Annotated in this window: 15 protein-coding genes; 4 read left to right on the top strand and 11 right to left on the bottom strand. The window is 60.6% G+C overall.

Annotated features, from left to right (window positions below):
• Positions 1-35: 35 nt before the first annotated feature.
• The 5 genes from EIC84_RS26165 to dsrO form a co-directional block, all read right to left on the bottom strand.
• On the bottom strand, positions 36-743 hold the full coding sequence (locus EIC84_RS26165; RefSeq protein WP_171832509.1) for a hypothetical protein: 708 nt from the start codon (positions 741-743) through the stop codon (positions 36-38).
• A 79-nt stretch (positions 744-822) separates the two neighbouring features.
• The gene (locus EIC84_RS03895) at positions 823-1,497 is read right to left on the bottom strand and encodes a hypothetical protein (RefSeq protein WP_004340813.1); all 675 of its coding nucleotides are present in this window, start codon (positions 1,495-1,497) and stop codon (positions 823-825) included.
• Between the two features lie 726 nt (positions 1,498-2,223).
• Positions 2,224-5,415, bottom strand: a complete 3,192-nt coding sequence (locus tag EIC84_RS03900; RefSeq protein WP_004340816.1) for a tetrathionate reductase subunit A — start codon at positions 5,413-5,415, stop codon at positions 2,224-2,226.
• Between the two features lie 106 nt (positions 5,416-5,521).
• Positions 5,522-6,562 carry an NrfD/PsrC family molybdoenzyme membrane anchor subunit gene (gene nrfD / locus EIC84_RS03905; RefSeq protein WP_004340820.1) on the bottom strand — a complete coding sequence of 347 codons (1,041 nt, stop codon included), beginning with the start codon at positions 6,560-6,562 and terminating at the stop codon, positions 5,522-5,524.
• Between the two features lie 13 nt (positions 6,563-6,575).
• On the bottom strand, positions 6,576-7,424 hold the full coding sequence (gene dsrO, locus EIC84_RS03910) for a sulfate reduction electron transfer complex DsrMKJOP subunit DsrO (RefSeq protein WP_034362525.1): 849 nt from the start codon (positions 7,422-7,424) through the stop codon (positions 6,576-6,578).
• Positions 7,425-8,017: 593 nt separating this feature from the next.
• Here dsrO and EIC84_RS03915 point away from each other — a divergent pair.
• From EIC84_RS03915 to EIC84_RS03925, 3 genes are read left to right on the top strand one after another with little or no spacing between them, the layout of a single operon-like run.
• Positions 8,018-8,329 carry a DUF883 domain-containing protein gene (locus EIC84_RS03915; protein WP_004340823.1) on the top strand — a complete coding sequence of 104 codons (312 nt, stop codon included), beginning with the start codon at positions 8,018-8,020 and terminating at the stop codon, positions 8,327-8,329.
• Between the two features lie 25 nt (positions 8,330-8,354).
• Entirely contained in the window at positions 8,355-8,756 is a 402-nt protein-coding gene (locus EIC84_RS03920; RefSeq protein WP_080554187.1) for a phage holin family protein, read from the top strand.
• 1 nt (position 8,757) lies between these two features.
• A complete protein-coding gene (locus EIC84_RS03925; RefSeq protein WP_004340829.1) occupies positions 8,758-9,132 on the top strand; it encodes a hypothetical protein in 375 nt (124 codons plus the stop codon).
• 78 nt (positions 9,133-9,210) lie between these two features.
• Here the strand turns inward: EIC84_RS03925 and EIC84_RS03930 are convergent, their stop codons facing one another.
• Positions 9,211-10,269, bottom strand: a complete 1,059-nt coding sequence (locus EIC84_RS03930; RefSeq protein ID WP_004340830.1) for a quinone-dependent dihydroorotate dehydrogenase — start codon at positions 10,267-10,269, stop codon at positions 9,211-9,213.
• A 34-nt stretch (positions 10,270-10,303) separates the two neighbouring features.
• Here EIC84_RS03930 and rpiA point away from each other — a divergent pair, with 34 nt between their 5' ends.
• Positions 10,304-11,002: a ribose-5-phosphate isomerase RpiA gene (gene rpiA, locus EIC84_RS03935; RefSeq protein ID WP_034362526.1), complete on the top strand. Its 699-nt coding sequence runs from the start codon at positions 10,304-10,306 to the stop codon at positions 11,000-11,002.
• Between the two features lie 120 nt (positions 11,003-11,122).
• Here the strand turns inward: rpiA and EIC84_RS03940 are convergent, their stop codons facing one another.
• From EIC84_RS03940 to EIC84_RS03960, 5 genes are all read right to left on the bottom strand, one after another.
• Positions 11,123-11,818, bottom strand: a complete 696-nt coding sequence (locus EIC84_RS03940; protein WP_050788985.1) for a glutaredoxin domain-containing protein — start codon at positions 11,816-11,818, stop codon at positions 11,123-11,125.
• Between the two features lie 217 nt (positions 11,819-12,035).
• Positions 12,036-14,087, bottom strand: a complete 2,052-nt coding sequence (locus tag EIC84_RS03945) for a M3 family metallopeptidase (protein ID WP_004340835.1) — start codon at positions 14,085-14,087, stop codon at positions 12,036-12,038.
• 199 nt (positions 14,088-14,286) lie between these two features.
• A complete protein-coding gene (folD, locus tag EIC84_RS03950; RefSeq protein ID WP_004340837.1) occupies positions 14,287-15,141 on the bottom strand; it encodes a bifunctional methylenetetrahydrofolate dehydrogenase/methenyltetrahydrofolate cyclohydrolase FolD in 855 nt (284 codons plus the stop codon).
• Positions 15,142-15,289: 148 nt separating this feature from the next.
• Positions 15,290-15,943 carry a response regulator transcription factor gene (locus tag EIC84_RS03955; protein WP_003055354.1) on the bottom strand — a complete coding sequence of 218 codons (654 nt, stop codon included), beginning with the start codon at positions 15,941-15,943 and terminating at the stop codon, positions 15,290-15,292.
• Positions 15,940-18,507, bottom strand: coding sequence for a PAS domain-containing sensor histidine kinase (locus tag EIC84_RS03960; RefSeq protein WP_004340840.1), 2,568 nt, complete (start codon positions 18,505-18,507; stop codon positions 15,940-15,942). Before EIC84_RS03960 ends, EIC84_RS03955 begins: the two co-directional genes overlap by 4 nt.
• Positions 18,508-18,511 lie beyond the last annotated feature (4 nt).

Here is an 18,511-nt window from a genome sequence, read left to right on the forward strand (position 1 = left end):
CTTGTGCCGCCCGCCAGGATTGGCCTGAGCGCTCGTCAGTTCGGATAGAGGCTTGCCGTTTGCCTGGGCTCGATTGCCTGCTCGAGACTGGTGCCAGAAACGGCCTGCGTGGTGGACGGTGCAGGACTGCCTTGTGCCGAAGCATCCGGCCCGTAGTTGTTGCGGCGCTCGTCTGCGGTCATGGATTGCGGGCATTTAGAACCCGTGATCTCCAGTGCCACGCGAGCGGCGGGATCCATGCAGTCCATTGCCAGAGAAGCTGCCTTCATGCCCTTGTTCCAGAGCTCACGGCTCATTTTCAGGCGTTTGCAATGCTCGTCCGTCCAGGTTGTGCCGAAGCTCACGCCAAAGCCAGGGCCATTGGCACTGCCGCTGCTGCTGCCCATGCAGGTGTCATTGCTGGTCGTGAGATTGGGGCCGTTCACGCTGGGAACGTTCTTCACGGTGTAAGTACCGCTGTACTCGACGATGTTCCTGGATGTCCCGGATACCGTGTTGTTCAGATTCTGGGTGGTGGTTCCGCTGGTCGTGATGTTTTGATCCGAGCTTGAGGTCGACCTGCTTTCGATGCTGGATACCGATCGGCTGTCCGCCGCGGCAACCGGATTCACGATGGTGATGGATTGATTCTGTTGTGCTCCCACTGACGAGGAGCTGGAGAGGCTTTGTGCACTGCTATCGGCATTCTGCGCAAAGCTGCACAAAGGGACACAAAGGCTTAGCAAGGCTATTGAGGCTTTCATGCTGTTTCTCCTTTGTCCCCGAGTCTTGACTTGGGACGCCTCAACTCGGGGGCAATACAACTGAGTTCACGGACTTTATCTAGTTGGCGGCCGAGTTCGCCCATCCATAAGCATTGCCCGAAGTTCCACCACCATTGGAGCCTCCGAAGGCTGTGCCCAGGCTGAAGCCGGTAGTTGTCGCGTTGCCGACAGAGGAGGCGCCGGAGTTATTGCTGGTCGAGGTTCCTCCCGGGCCCGAGATCGCCTGCGAGTTCCCGCCAAAGTTGGAGTTGGTATGGGCAGTGCTGTTCACCACCGCAATGCCGTTGCCGATGGATGCAGTTCCAGCCACATTGTTGGTGCTCGAGTTGGCGTAGCCTCCGGCGCCACCGCTGACCAACTTGCCGGGAGCGTGGCCGAGGTAATTGCTGCCTACGTCCGAATGTGCGTTGGCGTTGGTGGTTCCGTAGCCGCCGGCAACGCCGCCTCCGCTGGTCGCAGCAAGACTGCTGACGGTTCCTGTGGTGGAGGCGCTTCCGCCGACACTCGATTGCCCCGAGGCCACAGGCCCCCAAGAGCCGGTGGTGCCGGTGCTGGTTCCAAAGCCGCTTGCTTGAGCGCTGGCCGTCGCACTATTGAAGCTCACAGCGCTGCCTGTGCCGGAGCTGGCAACCGAGGAATAAGTTCCTGAGGACGCATTGGTCCCCGTATTGGTCGCAGCAGATGCCACACCAGCCAAGGCAGCAACCGCCATGACAATCAAAGACTTTTTCATGATCATTCCTTTGAATAGCGAGTTCTCAGACCACGGGGATTAATTCAGGCGAAAGACCATTTGCCAGTGCACAATGATCAATGCCAACCGGATTTGCGTTTTGGCTTCGCAGATGCCTGTTCCAAAACGTTCTTTCGGTTAATGGCAGTTTCAATAAGCCGGATGAAAACAGAAATACCTTGTTTGGGCACGAATTAGGATTCTGTTGATCTGCTATCGTTATTTGTGCAATTTATTGAAATATAGAACTGCATTGCTATCAACAATGAAGCGAAATCAGATGATTTCATTATTGTTTTTAAGTGTAAGTTTCAAAACAATATAATTGTCTATATTTAGATGGCTGTATACGAATATTTTCCGAGAAGAAAGCAATCTTGTTCTTCTCGATTTTTAATACCAATATCCAGTGGTTTTTAATTGTAAATAATGTACTGTCCCATTTGATTGAATAGTATTTCGTGGATTTATTACCTTTTTTGAGTTTTCGGAGAAGCTGAAAGACGATCACTCAGGAGTGGTGCTTGTGGTTTGTCATGTCCGATGTCGGGGCGAGCCTAATCCGGCCCAGATTCTTGTTGCAAGCCAATGGTCGGCAATACGGTTGCTCCTCGCCAGGTTCAAGATATCGCCGCAAGTTGTTGGCAGTCGTTTCAATGCCATCCCTCGTAGGCGCGAGCGACGGGACTTTCCATCCCGATCGCCCGCCAGAGCTTTAGGCCCTTATCAAGCCTTTCTCACTCTCACTGGCAGCCCTTGCCTGACCACTGCCCCCGATACCCAGTCGATCCATACATTGTCCTTTTCAGGTCGGGTCGGATCAGTAAAGCCCAGAGCATTGAGGTTCACGCCATTGCCGTGCTGTGGGTTGGCATGGGTGGGCTGGCCGTCGACCTTGTGGGACACGGTGCCCAGTTGCTTGTGACCGTAGCCATGTTCAATGGCGATCGCACCGGGCGCGATACCAGCGCGTACCAGGGCCACGCCTTGGAGTTTGCCGCCGGGGGTGCTGAGTTCGATGTGGTCGCCATTGGCTATGCCCAGCTTTGCCGCGTCGGCCTTGTTGATGCTCACAGGATTGTGCGGGTGCACCTGGCGCAGGCGTGAGGCGGCGATGGACATGCTGCTCATCAGGTTGGACTTGTAGCTGGTCATGGTCAGCGGCCAGTCTTGCTCGGAAAACACTTGGCGCATGTCCGAGCCGTCGGCCAGGCGCGTGGGGTACCAGGTGGGGCAGCCGCTGTAGCGCTCGCCGGTCATGGAGTGGCGCATCCGGGACAGACCTTCGTGCCAGAACGTGGCCGGGAACTTGGCCTGCAGCTTGAGCTGGTCGCCCTCCCAGGCGTCTTCGACCTTGTCGAAGCGACCGCCACGGCTCATGACCATGGCGACGCGGCGCACTTCCTCAGGGGCGACACGCTTTTGCAGCGACGGCATCCATTTCTCGAGGCCGGTGATTGCGATGTCGTCATCGCTGGCTTTGGGCACGGGCTTGCCCGCCTGGTAGGCGATATTGCAGATGCCGCGCAGATAGAAGTCTTCGGCGTTTTCCAGATCGAGCGGCTCGCCGTCTTTGGTGGACATGGCGTTCTTGCCAAAACCAGGCAGACCCAGCTGCTTGGCAACGGCAAAGACAAAGCTCTCGAAGCTGATGGGCTGACCGTCGGCCGTTTTGGCGGTAGCGGCATCGACGGTGGGCCAGCGCACCGTGCTGCTCTTGGCCACCACGTCGGCCCATGGCGCGCCAATGCCCCAGCTCTCATAGGTGACGGTGTCCGGCACGATGTAGTCGGCCAGGGCCGAGGTCTCGTTGATGAAGGGGTCCACCGAGACAAACAGCGGCAGCTTTTTCACGTCCTTGACCGAATCGGCCAGTGCATTCTCGAAACCGCACATGGCGTAGATGGGGTTGCTGATATGGTTGATCCAGGCCTTGACCGGGTAGGGGTAGCCCAGCACTCCGGCGGCCAGCATCTCGCTGGAAAGGCCGCCGGGCGCGGGGTACCAGGGCGCCTTGGCGGGGTAGGGGTTCTGGCCCGCTTCTTTCTTGCGTCGGAACTCGCTGGTCTTCTCGTAGGGGAACTTGGTGCGCGACAGGGCCACGCCCTTGGGTTTGACGGCACCTTCAAACTGCGCAAAGTTGTAGCGTGGGCCGGGGCCGAAGGGGCCAAATGGCCCTGCGTCCATCACCCAGCCGCCGCGTACGTTCAAGTTGCCGATCAGGTTGTTGAGCATGGCGATGGCGTAGGCGGTGTAAAAGCCGGAGCCATTCATGGTGCCGCCGTGGGAGTTGGCCACGGCCTGTTTGCCATGACTGGTGAACTCGAGCGCCAGGTCTTCAATTTCCTTTACGGGCACGGCACAAAGAGCAGCGTATTCCTCTATCGTCTTTTTGTGCGCTTCAGTGCGCAGTTTGACGAAGGCGGTGCAGACAGCAATTGGAGTGGGTTCTTCGGTCGCATCTGCAGCCTTGCGGGGAGTGAACTCACGCTCCATGATCAGCTCGGCGCTCTGGGCCACGGTGTGAGCGGCCAGCGAGCCATCGGCCAGTTGCACCACGTACACGTCTTCGGCAGGTGTTTTTTCGTCCACTGGCTCCGGCATGGGCAGGCCGATGTCCGCGCCGCGCAAGAACTGGCCAAAGCGGGGGTGCTTGGGTTCGTTGATGAGCAAGTGCGTGGCGTTACTCCACGAGGCCTCGCCCACTGCCGCCATGGCGGCGGGGCCGGGCTGGGTCAGAAACTGCTTGTCATAGCGCTCGTTGTCGATGATCCAGCGGATCAGACCCATGGCCAGCGCCAGGTCGCTGCCGGGTTTGACGGGCAGCCAGCGGTTGTTGTCACCTGCCGCATGGCTGGACGAAGTGGGCAGCATGGGTGAGACCACCACATATTTATAGGTGTTCTCGCCGCGCGAACGGGCCTCGGCCAGCTCGCGGCCCACGCGCTGGAACGGGTTGCCGGACTGCGCCGGCGAGGTGCCTATGAACAGGCCGAAGCGCGAATTCTTCCAGTCCGGCTTGCCGTGGGGCATGCCGGCCATATCGCCCAGCGCCGCGCCCGTGCCCACCCGGTAGGTCTGGCCGCAGTAAGAGCCGTGGTTGGACACGTTGATGGTGCCGAACGATTGTTTGGCAAAGCGGTTGACCAGCGGAGTACGGCCTTCGTTGGCGGCCTCCGTCACCAGCAATTGGTTGGACTTTGGGCCGTATTCGGGATTGGCTTCATCGATCAACGTGTTGACGTCGCGGATGGCGCGCAGGCCATCCACATGGCCTTCGCCGAAGAGATCGCCGCCTTCGCAGATTTCCTGAACCAGCTCTTCGAGCGTGATGCTCTTCCACTGGCCGGAGCCGCGTGGACCAACGCGCTTGAGCGGCTTGAGAACGCGGTGCGGTGCTTTTTGGTGCTCGAGCATGGCCGATCCACGGGCGCAACTGGTGGCACGTCCTTCCAGTCCGTTGTCACCGCCCAGCATGGCGTAGACCTCGCGAACCGGTGTTTCCATGGGCGCGGGGTGGGTGGTGGCCAGCGGGTGATAAGGGTTGCCGGCGATACGGATGATCCGGTTGTCGGCAGTATCGACGCGCACACGCACGCCGCACTGCGTCCAGCAGCCCAGACACGAGGAGGGGCTGACCACCTGGCCGGGCTGGGTCGTCAGTTTGCCGCTGACGGGGTCGATGCGGAATTCGGGCATCAGCGAGTTGCCGCGCGTGGCGCTCTGGGTGGCTTTGCCCGAGCTGCCGGTGATCAGCCCCTTGGCTCCCTTGGCCACGGTTTCGCCATAGCCTGCGGCAAAAGCTGCCAGACCGCCTGCGACGGCACCGCCGCGCAGCAGCATGCGGCGGCGGCTGGCATCGGTGCGATCGGCCTCGATGTCTTGTGATTGCTCAGGGGAGAGTTTCTTGTCATTCATGGTCTTGCCCTTGGTATGGGGAAGGGCAAGCGCAGCAGTGGTTCTATGATATTGATAGCTGCAAGCGCTTGCTAATATTACGTTTTAGGCGTATTTGGCTTGATTCTTAAACAGTGCCCGCTCGTTTGCGTACCGGAAACAGCTCCAGCGCCCAGGTGGTCAGCGCAACCAGTGCCACGCACAGGCCTGCCATGCCCAGCATGCCCATCAGGCCGTCACCGCCCAGTGGCATGCTGTAGAGATAGAGGCCGGCGCCGAATTTGGGCACGCCCTGCACGCCCATGAATAGTGCCCAGCGGAAGGCCCAGGCAGATGCCGCCAGGCCGGTGCCCAGCACCAGGGTGTAGCCCTTGGCTGCCAGACGATGCTCGCCGCGCAGCAGGGCCATCACCACGGCTGCTCCAAACACGGCCGAACCAAGCATGGAGATGCGCCAGACGGGGAACTCATTGAACAGGCGCACAGCCATGTCAAATGAAGGGCTCTGGCCCGCGATGCCGGCAATTCCCCAGGTCAGGGCGCTGGCGATCAGGCCGGTGGCCAGCCAAAGGCCCAGATTGCGCAGCCCTTGCAGGGCTGCAGCATCGGGCTGCAAGGATCGGGGCAGAAAGCGGTAGAGCACAAAGCCCATGCCCACGGTGGCCAGCCAGCCGCTGAGTGCCAGATTGATCGGTACCCACAGCGTGTTCCACAGCGGGCGCGATCGGATGACCATGATTTCGGCGCCCGTGTAGACCACGATGCTGAGCGTGGACAGCACCAGTACAGGCACCAGCAGGCGCATCAACCGCTGCTTGCCCAGCCACCACAGCGCGCACATCAACACGCACAGCCCGACAAACGTGGGCATGAGCACGGCACCCAGGCTCATCCACGACCAGGGCGTGAGGTGGGCATAGAAATGCCAGAAGCGCGCAGGCTGGTGTAGGTCGGCCAGCAGGGCCACCGGTGCGGCAATCGCACTCATGGCCAGCACCAGCACCGCTGTGGGCAGCAGGCGCTGGAGCAAGCCTTGGGCCGGCCCGAGCGCACAGGCCGAAGTCAGCAGTGCGGCCCCCGTGGCCATGCCGACCAGAAAGAAATACTGCACGGCCCATGGCAACCATGCCGCTTCGTAGGCTGGGGTCAGGAGTTCAATGATTTGCATGAGGGCACTCCTTTCACAGATGTTCGGCAACAAGGCGAACCGTGGCCTGACCATCGACACCGTTCACAAACTCATCGGGCAGACCGATGTAGAAGACGTGCGGCTTGGTCTTCATGCCGGGCTTGAGGACCTTGATATCGTCCTTGTGAGCATTGATGCGCTGGTTGATTTCGCTGTGCGCGTCGTTCAGATCGCCAATCACGCGCGCGCCACCCACGCAGCTTTCCACGCAGGCGGGCAGCAGACCGGCTTCCAGGCGGTGTTCGCAGAAGGTGCATTTGTCGGCGGTCTGCGTTTCGTGATTGATGAAGCGCGCGTCGTAGGGGCAGGCCTGCACGCAATAGCCGCAGCCCACGCAGCGCTCGTTATCGACAAGAACAATCCCGTCGGTGCGCTGAAATGTGGCTTGCACCGGGCAGACGGGCACGCAAGGCGGTTCGTCGCAGTGGTTGCATAGCCGCGGCAGACTGACCATGGCGGCAGCCGTGTCGCCGGCTTGGTCGATTTCGTATTGCAGCACCGTGGTGCGGAACTGGCCGATGGGGGGCTGGTTTTCGACCGAGCAGCTCACTGTGCAGGCCTGGCAGCCAATGCATTTGCGCATATCGACCAGCATGCCGAAGCGCTTGCCTTGCATGCCGGGTCGGCGCAGGGGCTGGAAGCTGGGGTCGCCGGGCAGCGCTGCGCGGGCGCTGCCCGCAACACCGAGGCTGGCGGCCATGGCAATCAAATCCTGCAAAAAACCGCGCTTGGTGGGCGCAGTCACTGTCTGCTGAGGTGCCTGGGTAATGGATGGAGTGCTGCAGGTGCAGGCCGAACTGCTGGTTGCGCAGTCGGAGAGTTCTCGTTTCTGAAGTGGCATGGCCCTTCCTTTCATCGTCGCACTGGCACCAGAAAACCCTGATGCTTTAAACATAAAAGAGTATTAAATTAATATCTTTTATATCTAATTGACTATATGAAAGTTGCCGTTTGCGCCACTTGATTTGAGTCAAGTCTTCGCTTGCTTAAGCGTTTTTTGAATGGAACTCCCGCAAGCAGATGACTTGTTGCCGAGCATGCAGCCACTTTATTAATGAACTGTTAAGCAATCAGTGTGTTGCCGTATGTAATCCGTTTTGCTTGGCGGCAGATGCTGGAGGTCAAGCTATGCATGCACGGCATGCCTGAGCTCAGACTGAGGTCGCTCTGCTGCGCCAACGTAAAGGCTGCTGCAGCAAACAGATTGGTTTGGAGCCTTGAACGGCTTTATATTCCTTGACATGAGGCAGTTTCGCTGCTGTCCGACAGTGCCGCAGGCCCGCGAGTTTCTTGGAGGCGGTGCGTTTTCTGTAAGATGTTCACATGCTGCAGGTTTTATGAGCGGCCGGCCCTGATGCTTGCTGTCTCGCAGCTATCTTGGTGCACTGCCAAGTGCATGCGATATTCCAATTTCGTCACATTGAAAGGATCGATATGTCACGCTCTGTTTCCGACGCCGTTTCCACCGCCCAAGACGATCTGGAAAAACTGGTCAGCGATCTGCGCGGTCTGCTGTCTGCCCGTGAACTGGACAAGCTTCCTGAAATCAGCGTGCTTCGTCAGCGCATCGACGACGGCATGGCCAACGTGCGCGAGTCTGCCGTGCGTGCGGCTCAGGACGCCGCTCGTCAGGCGCGCGAAGCTGCCGATGTGGCGGATCGTTATGCCCACGACGAACCCTGGCGCGTCGCCGGTGCCGCGCTGGCAGTGGGTGCGCTGCTGGGTTTCATGCTGGGCCGTCGCTAAGCATTGCTGAGCTGCAAAAGGACAAGTGCCTGTGAATTTGATTTCACTACTAGGTCTTGATTCCCTGCTGGAGCGCTGGCGTGCCAATCTCAACGAGGCCGCGATCGCGGCCGAAGATCGTGTTGATCTTGCGCAGCTTGAGTGGCAACAGCACAAGCGCAGCATGCAAACGCTGGCGGTGCTGGCCATTGTGCTCGGCGCACTTACCGTGGTTGTGCTCATTGTCCTGTCCATGGCTGTGCTCGTGCAGTTCTGGGATAGCGAGCATCGTCAGCTGGTGGCGTGGCTGCTGGTCGGTGGCTGGGTTCTGGTCTGGGGCCTGGGGCTGTGGCGACTGCTGGAAGCTGTCAATCAACTCTCCAGTCCATTCAGGCTCACGCGGCGCGAGCTCAAATCGGATTGGCAGGCGATGAAGGAGAGGATTTAGCATGAACAGCATCTCTCCCGATTCGCGATCCACAGAGTTGGAGCCCGTCAAGCCCGCAGGCATGGATGCTCGGCTCTGGGATGAAGCGACCGCCGAGCAAAAGCTGGTGCTGTCGCGCATTGCCAAGCAACGCGCGCGCATCAAGGCCCGAGCCGCTGCCAAGGCGCAGGCGCTGGCCTTGCGCAGCACGCAGCCTGCGCATGTGGACGCAGAGGCTCCCTTGCCTGAGCGACTGCTGTCTTTTGTTCGCCTGCATCCGCTGGCAACCGCGGCAGCGGGGGGCTTGCTCATGGTTCTGGGACCACGCAAGCTGATTCGCTGGGGTAGCGCAGCACTGCCCTGGATCCTCAAACTGCAGCAACGTGCACGCAGCTGAAGGGTCATGAAAAAACAGCCCGTCAGGCTCAGGCATGACGGGCTGTTTCTTTTGGCGCGGCCAGGCCACGCGTCAAACTCAGTGCATATGGGCGATGGCCTGGGCGGCTTCGGTCACAAGATCGGGGCCGCGATAGATCAGGCCGCTGTAGATCTGCACCACATCAGCACCTGCGCGGATCTTGCTCACGGCGTCGGCGCCGCTCAGGATGCCGCCCACGCCAATAATGGGAAAGCGGCTGCCAAGGGCTGAGCGCAGTTGGCGAATGATCTGGTTGCTGGCTTCGAGCACGGGCGCGCCGGACAGTCCGCCAGCTTCTTCGGCATGCTGCAGACCCTTGACGGCATCGCGGCTGATGGTGGTGTTGGTGGCAATCACGCCATCCATGCCATGGCGCTCCAGCGTTGCCGCAATCACGCCGACCTGCTCTTCATCGAGGTCGGGAGCGATCTTCACGAACACCGGCGTGCGCTTGCCATGCTGGCTGGAAAGCTGTTCGCGGCGATTGGCGACCGCACCCAGCAGCGCATCCAGCGCCTCGTCGCTTTGCAGCGCACGCAGATTCTTGGTGTTGGGCGAGCTGATGTTGACCGTCACATAGTCGGCATGAGGATACACGCCGTCCAGCGCCTTGATGTAGTCGCTGGTGGCCTCTTCGATGGGGGTCGTGGCGTTCTTGCCGATGTTCAGGCCCAGCAACATGGCGCCGCCATTGTTTCCTGCTTTTGCGCGCACTTGCGAGCGACGCACATTGGCCAGGAACGCATCCAGGCCTTCGTTGTTGAAGCCCAGGCGGTTGATCAGCGCATTTTTTTCTGGGATGCGGAACATGCGGGGCTTGGGATTGCCGGGCTGGGGGCGGGGCGTGACGGTGCCCACTTCCACAAAGCCGAAACCCATGGCAGCCAGCGCATCGATGCAGCGCGCATTCTTGTCCAGGCCTGCGGCCATGCCCACACGGTTTGGGAACTTGAGGCCGGCGAGCTCGATGGGGTCGCTGATCAGAGGGCGCGCCCAGGCTTTCTGGAGCAAGGTATTTTGACCCTTGGCCATGAAGTTCATGGTGAGGTCGTGGGCCGCTTCGGGGTCCATGCCGAAAAGAATAGGACGCGTCAGTGAGTAAGGAATAAGAGACATGGGGATAATCGCAGGATTACCTGGATTTTCCCTCATGACGACATCTGCTGCACCTCTTTCTCAAGATGAACTGAAAACTTTGGTCGGACAAGCTGCCCTGAAATATGTGGTCGCTGGTGAAATTGTGGGCGTGGGCACAGGCTCCACGGTCAACAAGTTCATTGATGCACTGGCCACCATCAAGGATCAGATTCCTGGCGCCGTCTCCAGCTCCGTGGCCAGTACCGAGCGCCTGAAGGCCCTGGGCATCAAGGTATTCGATGCCAATGAAGTCACCAGCCTGGCTGTCTATATCGACGGTGCCGACGAGATCGACGGCAAGGGCTATATGGTCAAGGGCGGCGGTGCGGCGCTGACGCGCGAGAAGATCGTGGCGGCGCTGGCTCAGCGTTTTGTCTGTATTGCCGATGAATCCAAGCGCGTGCAAGTGCTGGGCAATTTTCCGCTGCCCGTGGAAGTCATCCCCATGGCGGCAGCCCAGATCGCGCGTCGCTTCGAAGCCATGGGCGCTGACGTGACGGCGCAGATTCGCATGAAGGATGGTTCGCCGCTGGTGACCGACAACGGCCAGCATATTCTGGATGTCCGTGGTCTGAAGATCGCCGAGCCGCTGGCCTTCGAGTCCGAAGTCAACCAGTGGCCCGGCGTCGTGACCGTCGGCGTGTTTGCCCACCAAAAGGCTGCGGTGTGCCTGCTGGGAACCGCACAAGGCGTGCAGACGCTGGAATACTAAGCAGCAATCTGCGGCCGGAAAGCCATCTGCTTGTGCAGGTGGCTTTTTTTGTGAAATTGATAGCTGCTAACGCCTTATGGATAAGCGTTAGAGGCTGATTTTATTGAAAGTTTCTGCCTCCTAGAAGCGCAGGCCTGCTGGGTTTTCGGGCGTGGGCGCGCCAGGGGGCGGGGCTGCTGGCGCCGTGATGCGTGCAGGACGCTCGGCGGGCTTGGCTGCTTCGGCAGCGGCTGCTGCCGGCGCGGTCAGGGGCTTGGCAGCGGGAGCTTTGTAGCTCTTCGGCAACTGGGGCTGCTTGGGGTAGCCGGCCGCGCTCAGGTACTGGTCCCAGCTGTCGGCGCCAAAACCCTTGAGGTGCTGGTTGCCGATGGTGGCAAAGGGCAGGCTGTCCTGCCCGCTGAGCTTTCTGAGCGCTGCCACGTCGCTGCTGGTGTCTATGCTGCGTTCGTTGAATGGGATGCCGCGGTTTTGTAGATGAGATCGGGCCTCGTCGCAGGGCTCGCAGTCCTTGCCCGTATAGATCGTGACGGGATAGCGGTTGGCAGTCTGGCGCAAGTCGTAAGGCAGTTGCGCGTTGGCCGAAGACGCCGGGCCATCGGTGTTGCTCACGGCGTCGGCACTGGGCTTGGCGTTGGGGCCGATGGCCCGGTCGGAATAGGTGACCCGCCCGTCAGGGCCCACGCTGCGGTAGAGATTCTGAGCCAGGCTGACTCCGCTCGCCAATGCGGCAAAGGCGGCTACAAGCATTGTCAGCAGCAGGGCGTTGCCGGAGGTCGGCTTCTCGGCCGAAGGCCGGGCAATGAAAGATCGTGACATCTCAATCTTGGTCAATGAAGTGGTTTGAGGGTGCAAGCGCCAATGGGCAGAGCATAGCTTGCATGTAGGACTGTCTGCTCCCATGCTCAGGCTTGTCTTGATCTGACCTCGTTGCGTGAGTCAGCTTGCGTCAGTCTTGGGTCTCTCTTATCGGGGCAATGGCAGGCATGAAAAAGCGCCCGGGCAGGGCGCTTTTGGGCAGGTGGCAGCAGAAGGCTCAGGCGGCCTGGCTCATGCCTTGGTGGCGAAGCAGGGCGTCAATCTGCGGCTCGCGGCCACGGAAGGCCTTGAAGGACTCCATGGCAGGGCGGCTGCCGCCGGCTTCCAGAATCGACTCGCGGTACTTGCGGCCGGTCTCGGGGTTGGGCGAGCCATCGGCCAACATGGTTTCTTCAAAAGCCGCATAAGCGTCCGCGCTCAGCACCTCGGCCCATTTGTAGCTGTAGTAACCGGCGGCATAACCACCAGCAAAGATATGGCTGAAAGTGTGTGCCATGCGGTTGTAGGCTGGCGATTGCAGCACGGACACCTCGGCGCGCACCTGGTTCAGCAGCGCCATGAAGTCGTCTGCCGGGTTGTGCTCGGTGTGCAGGAGCATGTCGAACAGCGCGAACTCGATCTGGCGCAGGGTCTGCATGCCGGACTGGAAGTTCTTGGCCGCAATCATCTTGTCGTACAGCGCGCGGGGCAAGGCCTCGCCCGTGTCCACATGGGCAGTCATGTGCTTGAGCACATCCCACTCCCAGCAGAAATTTTCCATGAACTGGCTGGGCAGCTCGACTGCATCCCATTCCACGCCGGCAATACCCGAGACATCGCGTTCGTTGACCTGCGTGAGCATGTGGTGCAAACCGTGGCCGGTTTCGTGGAACAGGGTGATCACGTCATCGTGCGTGAGCAGCGCGGGTTTGCCGTCCACGCCGGATGCGAAATTGCAGACCAGATGGGCCACGGGCGTTTGCAGCTGATGGGTGTCGGGGCGCAGCCAACGCGTGCGCACATCGTCCATCCAGGCGCCGCCGCGCTTGCCCTTGCGCGCCTGCGGGTCCAGGTAGAACTGGCCGACCAACTGTGGGCCTTGTGCGCTGGAGCGCTCGATGCGGTAGAACTCCACGCAGGGGTTCCAGACCGGGGCTTCATCGCGGCGGATGGAGACTTCGAACAGGGTCTCGACAATCTTGAACAGGCCGGCCAGCACCTTGGGGGCTGGAAAGTATTGCTTGAGTTCCTGCTCGCTGAAGGAATAGCGGGCCTCCTTGAGCTTTTCGCCGATGAAGGCCCAGTCCCAGGGCTTGGGGTCGGCAATGGCGAGATCGGTCTGGGCAAAGGCGCGCAGATCGGCCACGTCCTTTTCGGCATAGGGGCGGGCACGTTGCGCCAGATCGCGCAGAAAGTCTATGACCTGCTGGGGCGAATCGGCCATCTTGGGCACGATCGAGACTTCGCCGAAATTGCTGTAGCCCAGCAACTGGGACTCTTCCAGACGCAGGGCGAGAATTTCCTTCATCACGGCGGTGTTGTCAAAGCGCTTGCCGTCGCCCTCGGCCTGGTCGGAGGCCCGGGTCACATAAGCCTGATAGATCTTTTCGCGCAGTGCGCTGCTCTTGGCAAACTGCATCACCGGCAGATAGCTGGGCATCTTAAGCGTCAGCTTGTAGCCTTCCTTGCCATCGGCTTCGGCGCCGGCCTTGGCCGCAGCGATCACATCGGCCGGAACGCCGTCCAGCTCGTCAATCCTGGCGTAGTAGGCAAAGGCATCGGTGGCGTCCAGCGCGTTCTCGCTGAATTTCTGGGCCAGCTCGGCCGAGCGGGCCTGAATCTGCGCAAAGCGTTCCTTGGCAGCGCCCTGCAGTTCGGCGCCCGAGAGCACAAAGCCGCGCATGGCATGGTCCCAGGCGGCGCGCTGCTCCTTGTTGAGGCTGGCCGGGTCAATGGCCTTGTACTTGGCGTACAGGCGTTCATCGGCGCCCAGATTGGTCCAGAACTCGGTGACCTTGGGCAGGGCTTCGTTATAGGCCGCGCGCAACTCCGGGGTGTCGGCAACGCTGTTGAGGTGATTGATGGCCGACCAGGCAGTGCCCAGCTTTTCAGTCGCCACGTCCAGCACGGCAGAGATGGCCTCCCACTGTGCGGGGAAGTCCGGTGCAACCACGGTCTCCAGCGCCTCGCTGGCACGGGCCAGCAAAGTGTCGATGGCGGGTGCCACATCCGCAGGCTGAATGCGGTCAAACAAGGGCAGGGAGGAGGATTCGAGAAGTGGATTGCTCATGCTGTATTAAGTGCCGGCAAGGTCGGGAAAATCAAGCGCTCTCAGGGTATTTATTGCTATCGCCTTCATAGCGTCAGCCTGTGGTCAGAAGCGTGCTCGCGCCAGGACTGCGTGCAAGCGCCACCGCGCAGCAAAGCTGTCGCCCCCCTCGGGCGATCAGAGCCAGAGAGGGAGAAGCCGCGGGGCGGCTCGGAGGGCGTCAGCCTGCGGCGCGCTCTGCCGATTCCATGGTGTTGACCAGCAGCATGGTAATCGTCATGGGGCCGACACCACCGGGCACAGGGGTGATGTAGCCGGCAACTTCCTTGACACCGTTGAAGTCCACATCGCCGCAGAGCTTGCCTTCGGCGTTGCGGTTCATGCCCACGTCGATGACCACGGCACCGGGCTTGACCATGTCGGCGGTCAGCACGTCCACCTTGCCCACGGCCGCGACGATGATGTCGGCCTGGCGAGTCATGGCAGCCAGATCGGCGGTGCCGCTATGGGCGACGGTGACCGTTGCGTTGGCGGCCAGCAGCATCATGGCCATGGGCTTGCCCACGATGTTGGAGCGGCCGATGACTACGGCGTGCTTGCCGCGCAGATCCTTCATGCCGATGGATTCCAGCATCTTCATGCAGCCATAGGGCGTGCAGGCCTTGAAGCCGACTTCGCCGACCATCAGTGCGCCGGCGCTGGCCACGTGGAAGCCATCCACATCCTTGGCGGGGGAGATGGTTTCGATGACCTTGTGGTCGTCGATGTGCTTGGGCAGGGGCAACTGCACCAGAATGCCGTGAATGCTGGGGTCGTTGTTCAGCGCTTCGACACGTGCCAGCAGTTCGGCTTCGGTCATGGAGGCATCGTACTTTTCCAGCACCGAGTGGAAGCCCACGTCTTCGCAGGCCTTGACCTTGTTGCGCACATAGACCTGGGAAGCCTGGTTGTCGCCCACCAGAACTACGGCCAGACCGGGCGTGATGCCCTTGGCCTTGAGTGCTGCCGCGCGTGTGGCGACTTCCTTGCGCAGTTGTTCGGAGAGGGCTTTGCCGTCGATGAGTTGGGCTGTCATTGCTGGAGTACCAATAAAAAATGCTGCTAGCCCTTGAAGTACAAGCACTAGCAGCTATCAGAATAGGAGTTGGCTAAAGCGCGAGGCCTGGCCAGTGCTCCCTGGATTATCTCGCGATTGGAATGGCTTCCAATTTCGCGGGGAGCACTTAATTGACGGCTGCCGCCGCTTTGGCCGCAGCGCTGGTCTGGCCCTGGCCCAGTGCGATCTTGAGCAGATCGGCCACAGTGTTGGCGTTGAGCTTTTCCATGATGTTGGCGCGGTGGGCTTCCACGGTCTTGATGGAGATGCCCAGATCGTCGGCGATCTGCTTGTTCAGGCGGCCGGCGACGATGCGCTCGAGCACCTGGGCTTCGCGGCCCGTGAGCTTGGCCAGCAGCGCATCGCGGCTGGCGGCCTGCTGGTGGCCGGTAAAGGCTTCGCGGGCGTGATCCAGCATGCGCTCGACCAGACCCAGCAGTTCTTCTTCGTTGAAAGGCTTCTGGATGAAGTCCAGCGCGCCTTTCTTCATGGTGTTCACGGCCATGGGCACATCGCCGTGGCCGGTGATGAAGACGATGGGCAGAGGAGACTTGCGCTCGATCAGTCGGTCCTGCAGTTCCAGGCCGGTCATGCCGCCCATGCGGATGTCGACGATCAGGCAGGCCACTTCGCGTGGGTCGTAGCGCGACAAAAAGGTCTCGGCGGAGTCAAAGCAACGCACGCGGTAGTCCTTGCCTTCCAGCAGCCATTGCAGCGAATCACGGACTGCTTCGTCGTCGTCAACTACGTAAACAGTGCCTTTTTTGGGAATCAAACTCATGCAATCGTCCTCTTTATGGGTTCGCTTGTCGTGGTGAGTGTTGTCGTCTCCACACCCGTTGCCAACGGTAGCCAGAATGAGAACCGGCAACCAGTGACTTCGCTTCCATTGTAGAGGTTCTCGGCATGCATTCGACCCTGATGTGATTCGACAATCGAGCGGCAAAGGTTCAGGCCTATGCCCATGCCTTCGCTCTTGGTGGAGAAGAAGGCTTCGAACAAGTGTTCCAACACTTCCGGCGGCAGGCCCTTGCCCGTGTCTTCCACGGTGAACTCCACACCAGGCAGGCTTTCAAAGACCTGAGGGCGCACGCGCAGTTCAACATTGCGTTGGCCCAGCGGGCGGTCGGACATATCAATGGACTCAGCACTGTTTTTCATCAAATTGATGAGAACCTGCTCGATGAGGATGGCATCGGCCATTACTGGCGGCATGCGTTCGGCAATATGCGAGGTCAGCTGCACATTGCGGCGGCGCAACTCGATACCGGCCAGCTCCAGCGCCTCGTTCACCATCTCGCCTACCTGGGCCAGCATGCGATTGGGCTCGCTCTTTTTCACGAAGGAGCGGATGCGCTGAATGATCTGCCCGGCACGCTGCGCCTGATGTGCCGTCTTTTCCAGTGCGAACTTCATCTGTTCGGGTGTAAGCGTGCCGTTTTCCAGGCGCGTCAGCATGCCGGAGCTGTAATTGCTGATGGCGGTCAGGGGCTGGTTGAGCTCGTGCGCCACGCTGGATGCCATCTCTCCCATGGTGATGAGGCGGCTGGCGGTCTGGGCCTTTTCAGCCTGGGCCGCAGCCTGTTCCTCGGCCAGGCGGCGCTGGGTGATGTCGGTGGCAATCACCATCTGGGCCAGGCGGCCGTCCACCCAACTTAGATAGCGCGAGCGGACTTCCAGCCATTTGCCCAGGCTGGGCACGAAGATCTCGGCGTTCTCGCTGCGTGCGGCAGTCAGCGTGTCCGTGGGCAAGCCCATGAGGCCGTCTTCGTTCTCGGCTTCGGGCTGGTGGCGAACCGGCAGCTTGCCAGCCTGGGCGACCAGTTGCAGATGTCCTTCGGTGTGCGAGCCAAACCACTGGCGGTACAGCTTGTTGGCAAACAGCAGTTCGGCACTTCCAAGAGGGGCCACGGAAACAGAGGCATCCAGCGCCTCCAGCACAATGGTGAAGCGCTCGTATGAGGCAGACAGCTGTTCGCGAATCCGGTTGGGCTCGGTAATGTCCGTCATGGACGACATCCACCCCGTATGCTGGCCGTGGGCATCAATCAGCGGCGATACATACAGGCGCGCGTCGAACAGGCTGCCGTTCTTGCGCTTCACACGTACCTGAAAGCCGCCAACGATGGTCTTGCCCGACAGCTCTTCGCGCAGCTGTGAATGCAGATTGTCGTAGTCGTTATCGGGCCAGTAGGAATAAGGTGGAACCTGGCCGACCAGATCCTTCTCGCTCCAGCCTGTCATCTGGCAGAAGGCTGCGTTCACATAGGTGATGCGGCCGTGCAGATCCAGTGCTCGCATGCCCGTCAGCACGGAATTTTCCATGGCACGGCGGAAGTTGGTCTCGGCCACCAGGGCCTCCTGGGCACGCTGACGGCGGCGTGTGTGGCGCCAGGTGGCCAGCAGCAGCCAGGCCGTCATGGCCGACAAGGTGCCCACCAGCCAGAACAGGCCGCTACCGACTACGCCCAGCGAAGTCTGGTAGGCCTGGGCGCGCATCATCAGCGCCGTGCCCACCGGGGAGACGGGCACTTCGTATTCATTCGCAATGGCACGCCAGTGCAGCAGCTCGGTAGGCGTCTTGCGCGGTGCCAGAGGAGTGCCGGCCAGCACATGGTTGTCGGCATCGCGCATGGTGATGGCGTAACGGGCCATCACTTCCGTGGGCGTGCCATAGCGCAGAAGACTGTCCACCGAAAACTCGGCCAGCAGCTCGCCCTGGTAGCGGCTGTTGGCGCTGATTGGCACATGCAGTTGCAGCAGTGGCGGCAACTCATTGGGCTGGGCTGTTTCCTGCACATAGATGGGCTGCAGCATCTCGCGGGCCTGCTCATAGGCTTGCAGGGTCTCGCCCTGATGCAGGCTTTCTCCCACGGCGCGCAGCTGATCCGTGGCCACAGTCGGAGCTGACTGGCTGTACACAACCTGACGCTTGTCATTGATCCAGGTAATCGATTGCAGCTCGGGGTATTGGCTGATCAACGCTTCGGTGCGGCCGTCGAAGTCGGCTTTGCGCATCTCGCGGTTGCCGATGTCACGAGCCATGCGCATCAGTTGCTCCTGGCGCTCCAGCAGACGCAGGCGCACGCGTTGTTGGGCGTATTCCACGTCGCGGCGCAGTGCCTCCTGCTCGCGATCCACTTCTTCCGTGCGCAAATACCAGAACGACGCAATGATTGCAGCCATGAACATCAGCACCGACGCCAGCGGCGCGAGCGCGGCATAGCGATCCTGCCGGGTCGGCGACAGGCTGCGCCACCAGCTACGCCACCAGCGCACAGGGGATGCAACGGATTGCGCGCTTTTTGCGTCCTCTTTTTCTCGTTCGTGATTGCTTGTTTGCATGCCT

Source organism: Comamonas sp. A23 (genome assembly GCF_004522605.1).
Lineage (GTDB): Bacteria > Pseudomonadota > Gammaproteobacteria > Burkholderiales > Burkholderiaceae_C > Comamonas > Comamonas thiooxydans.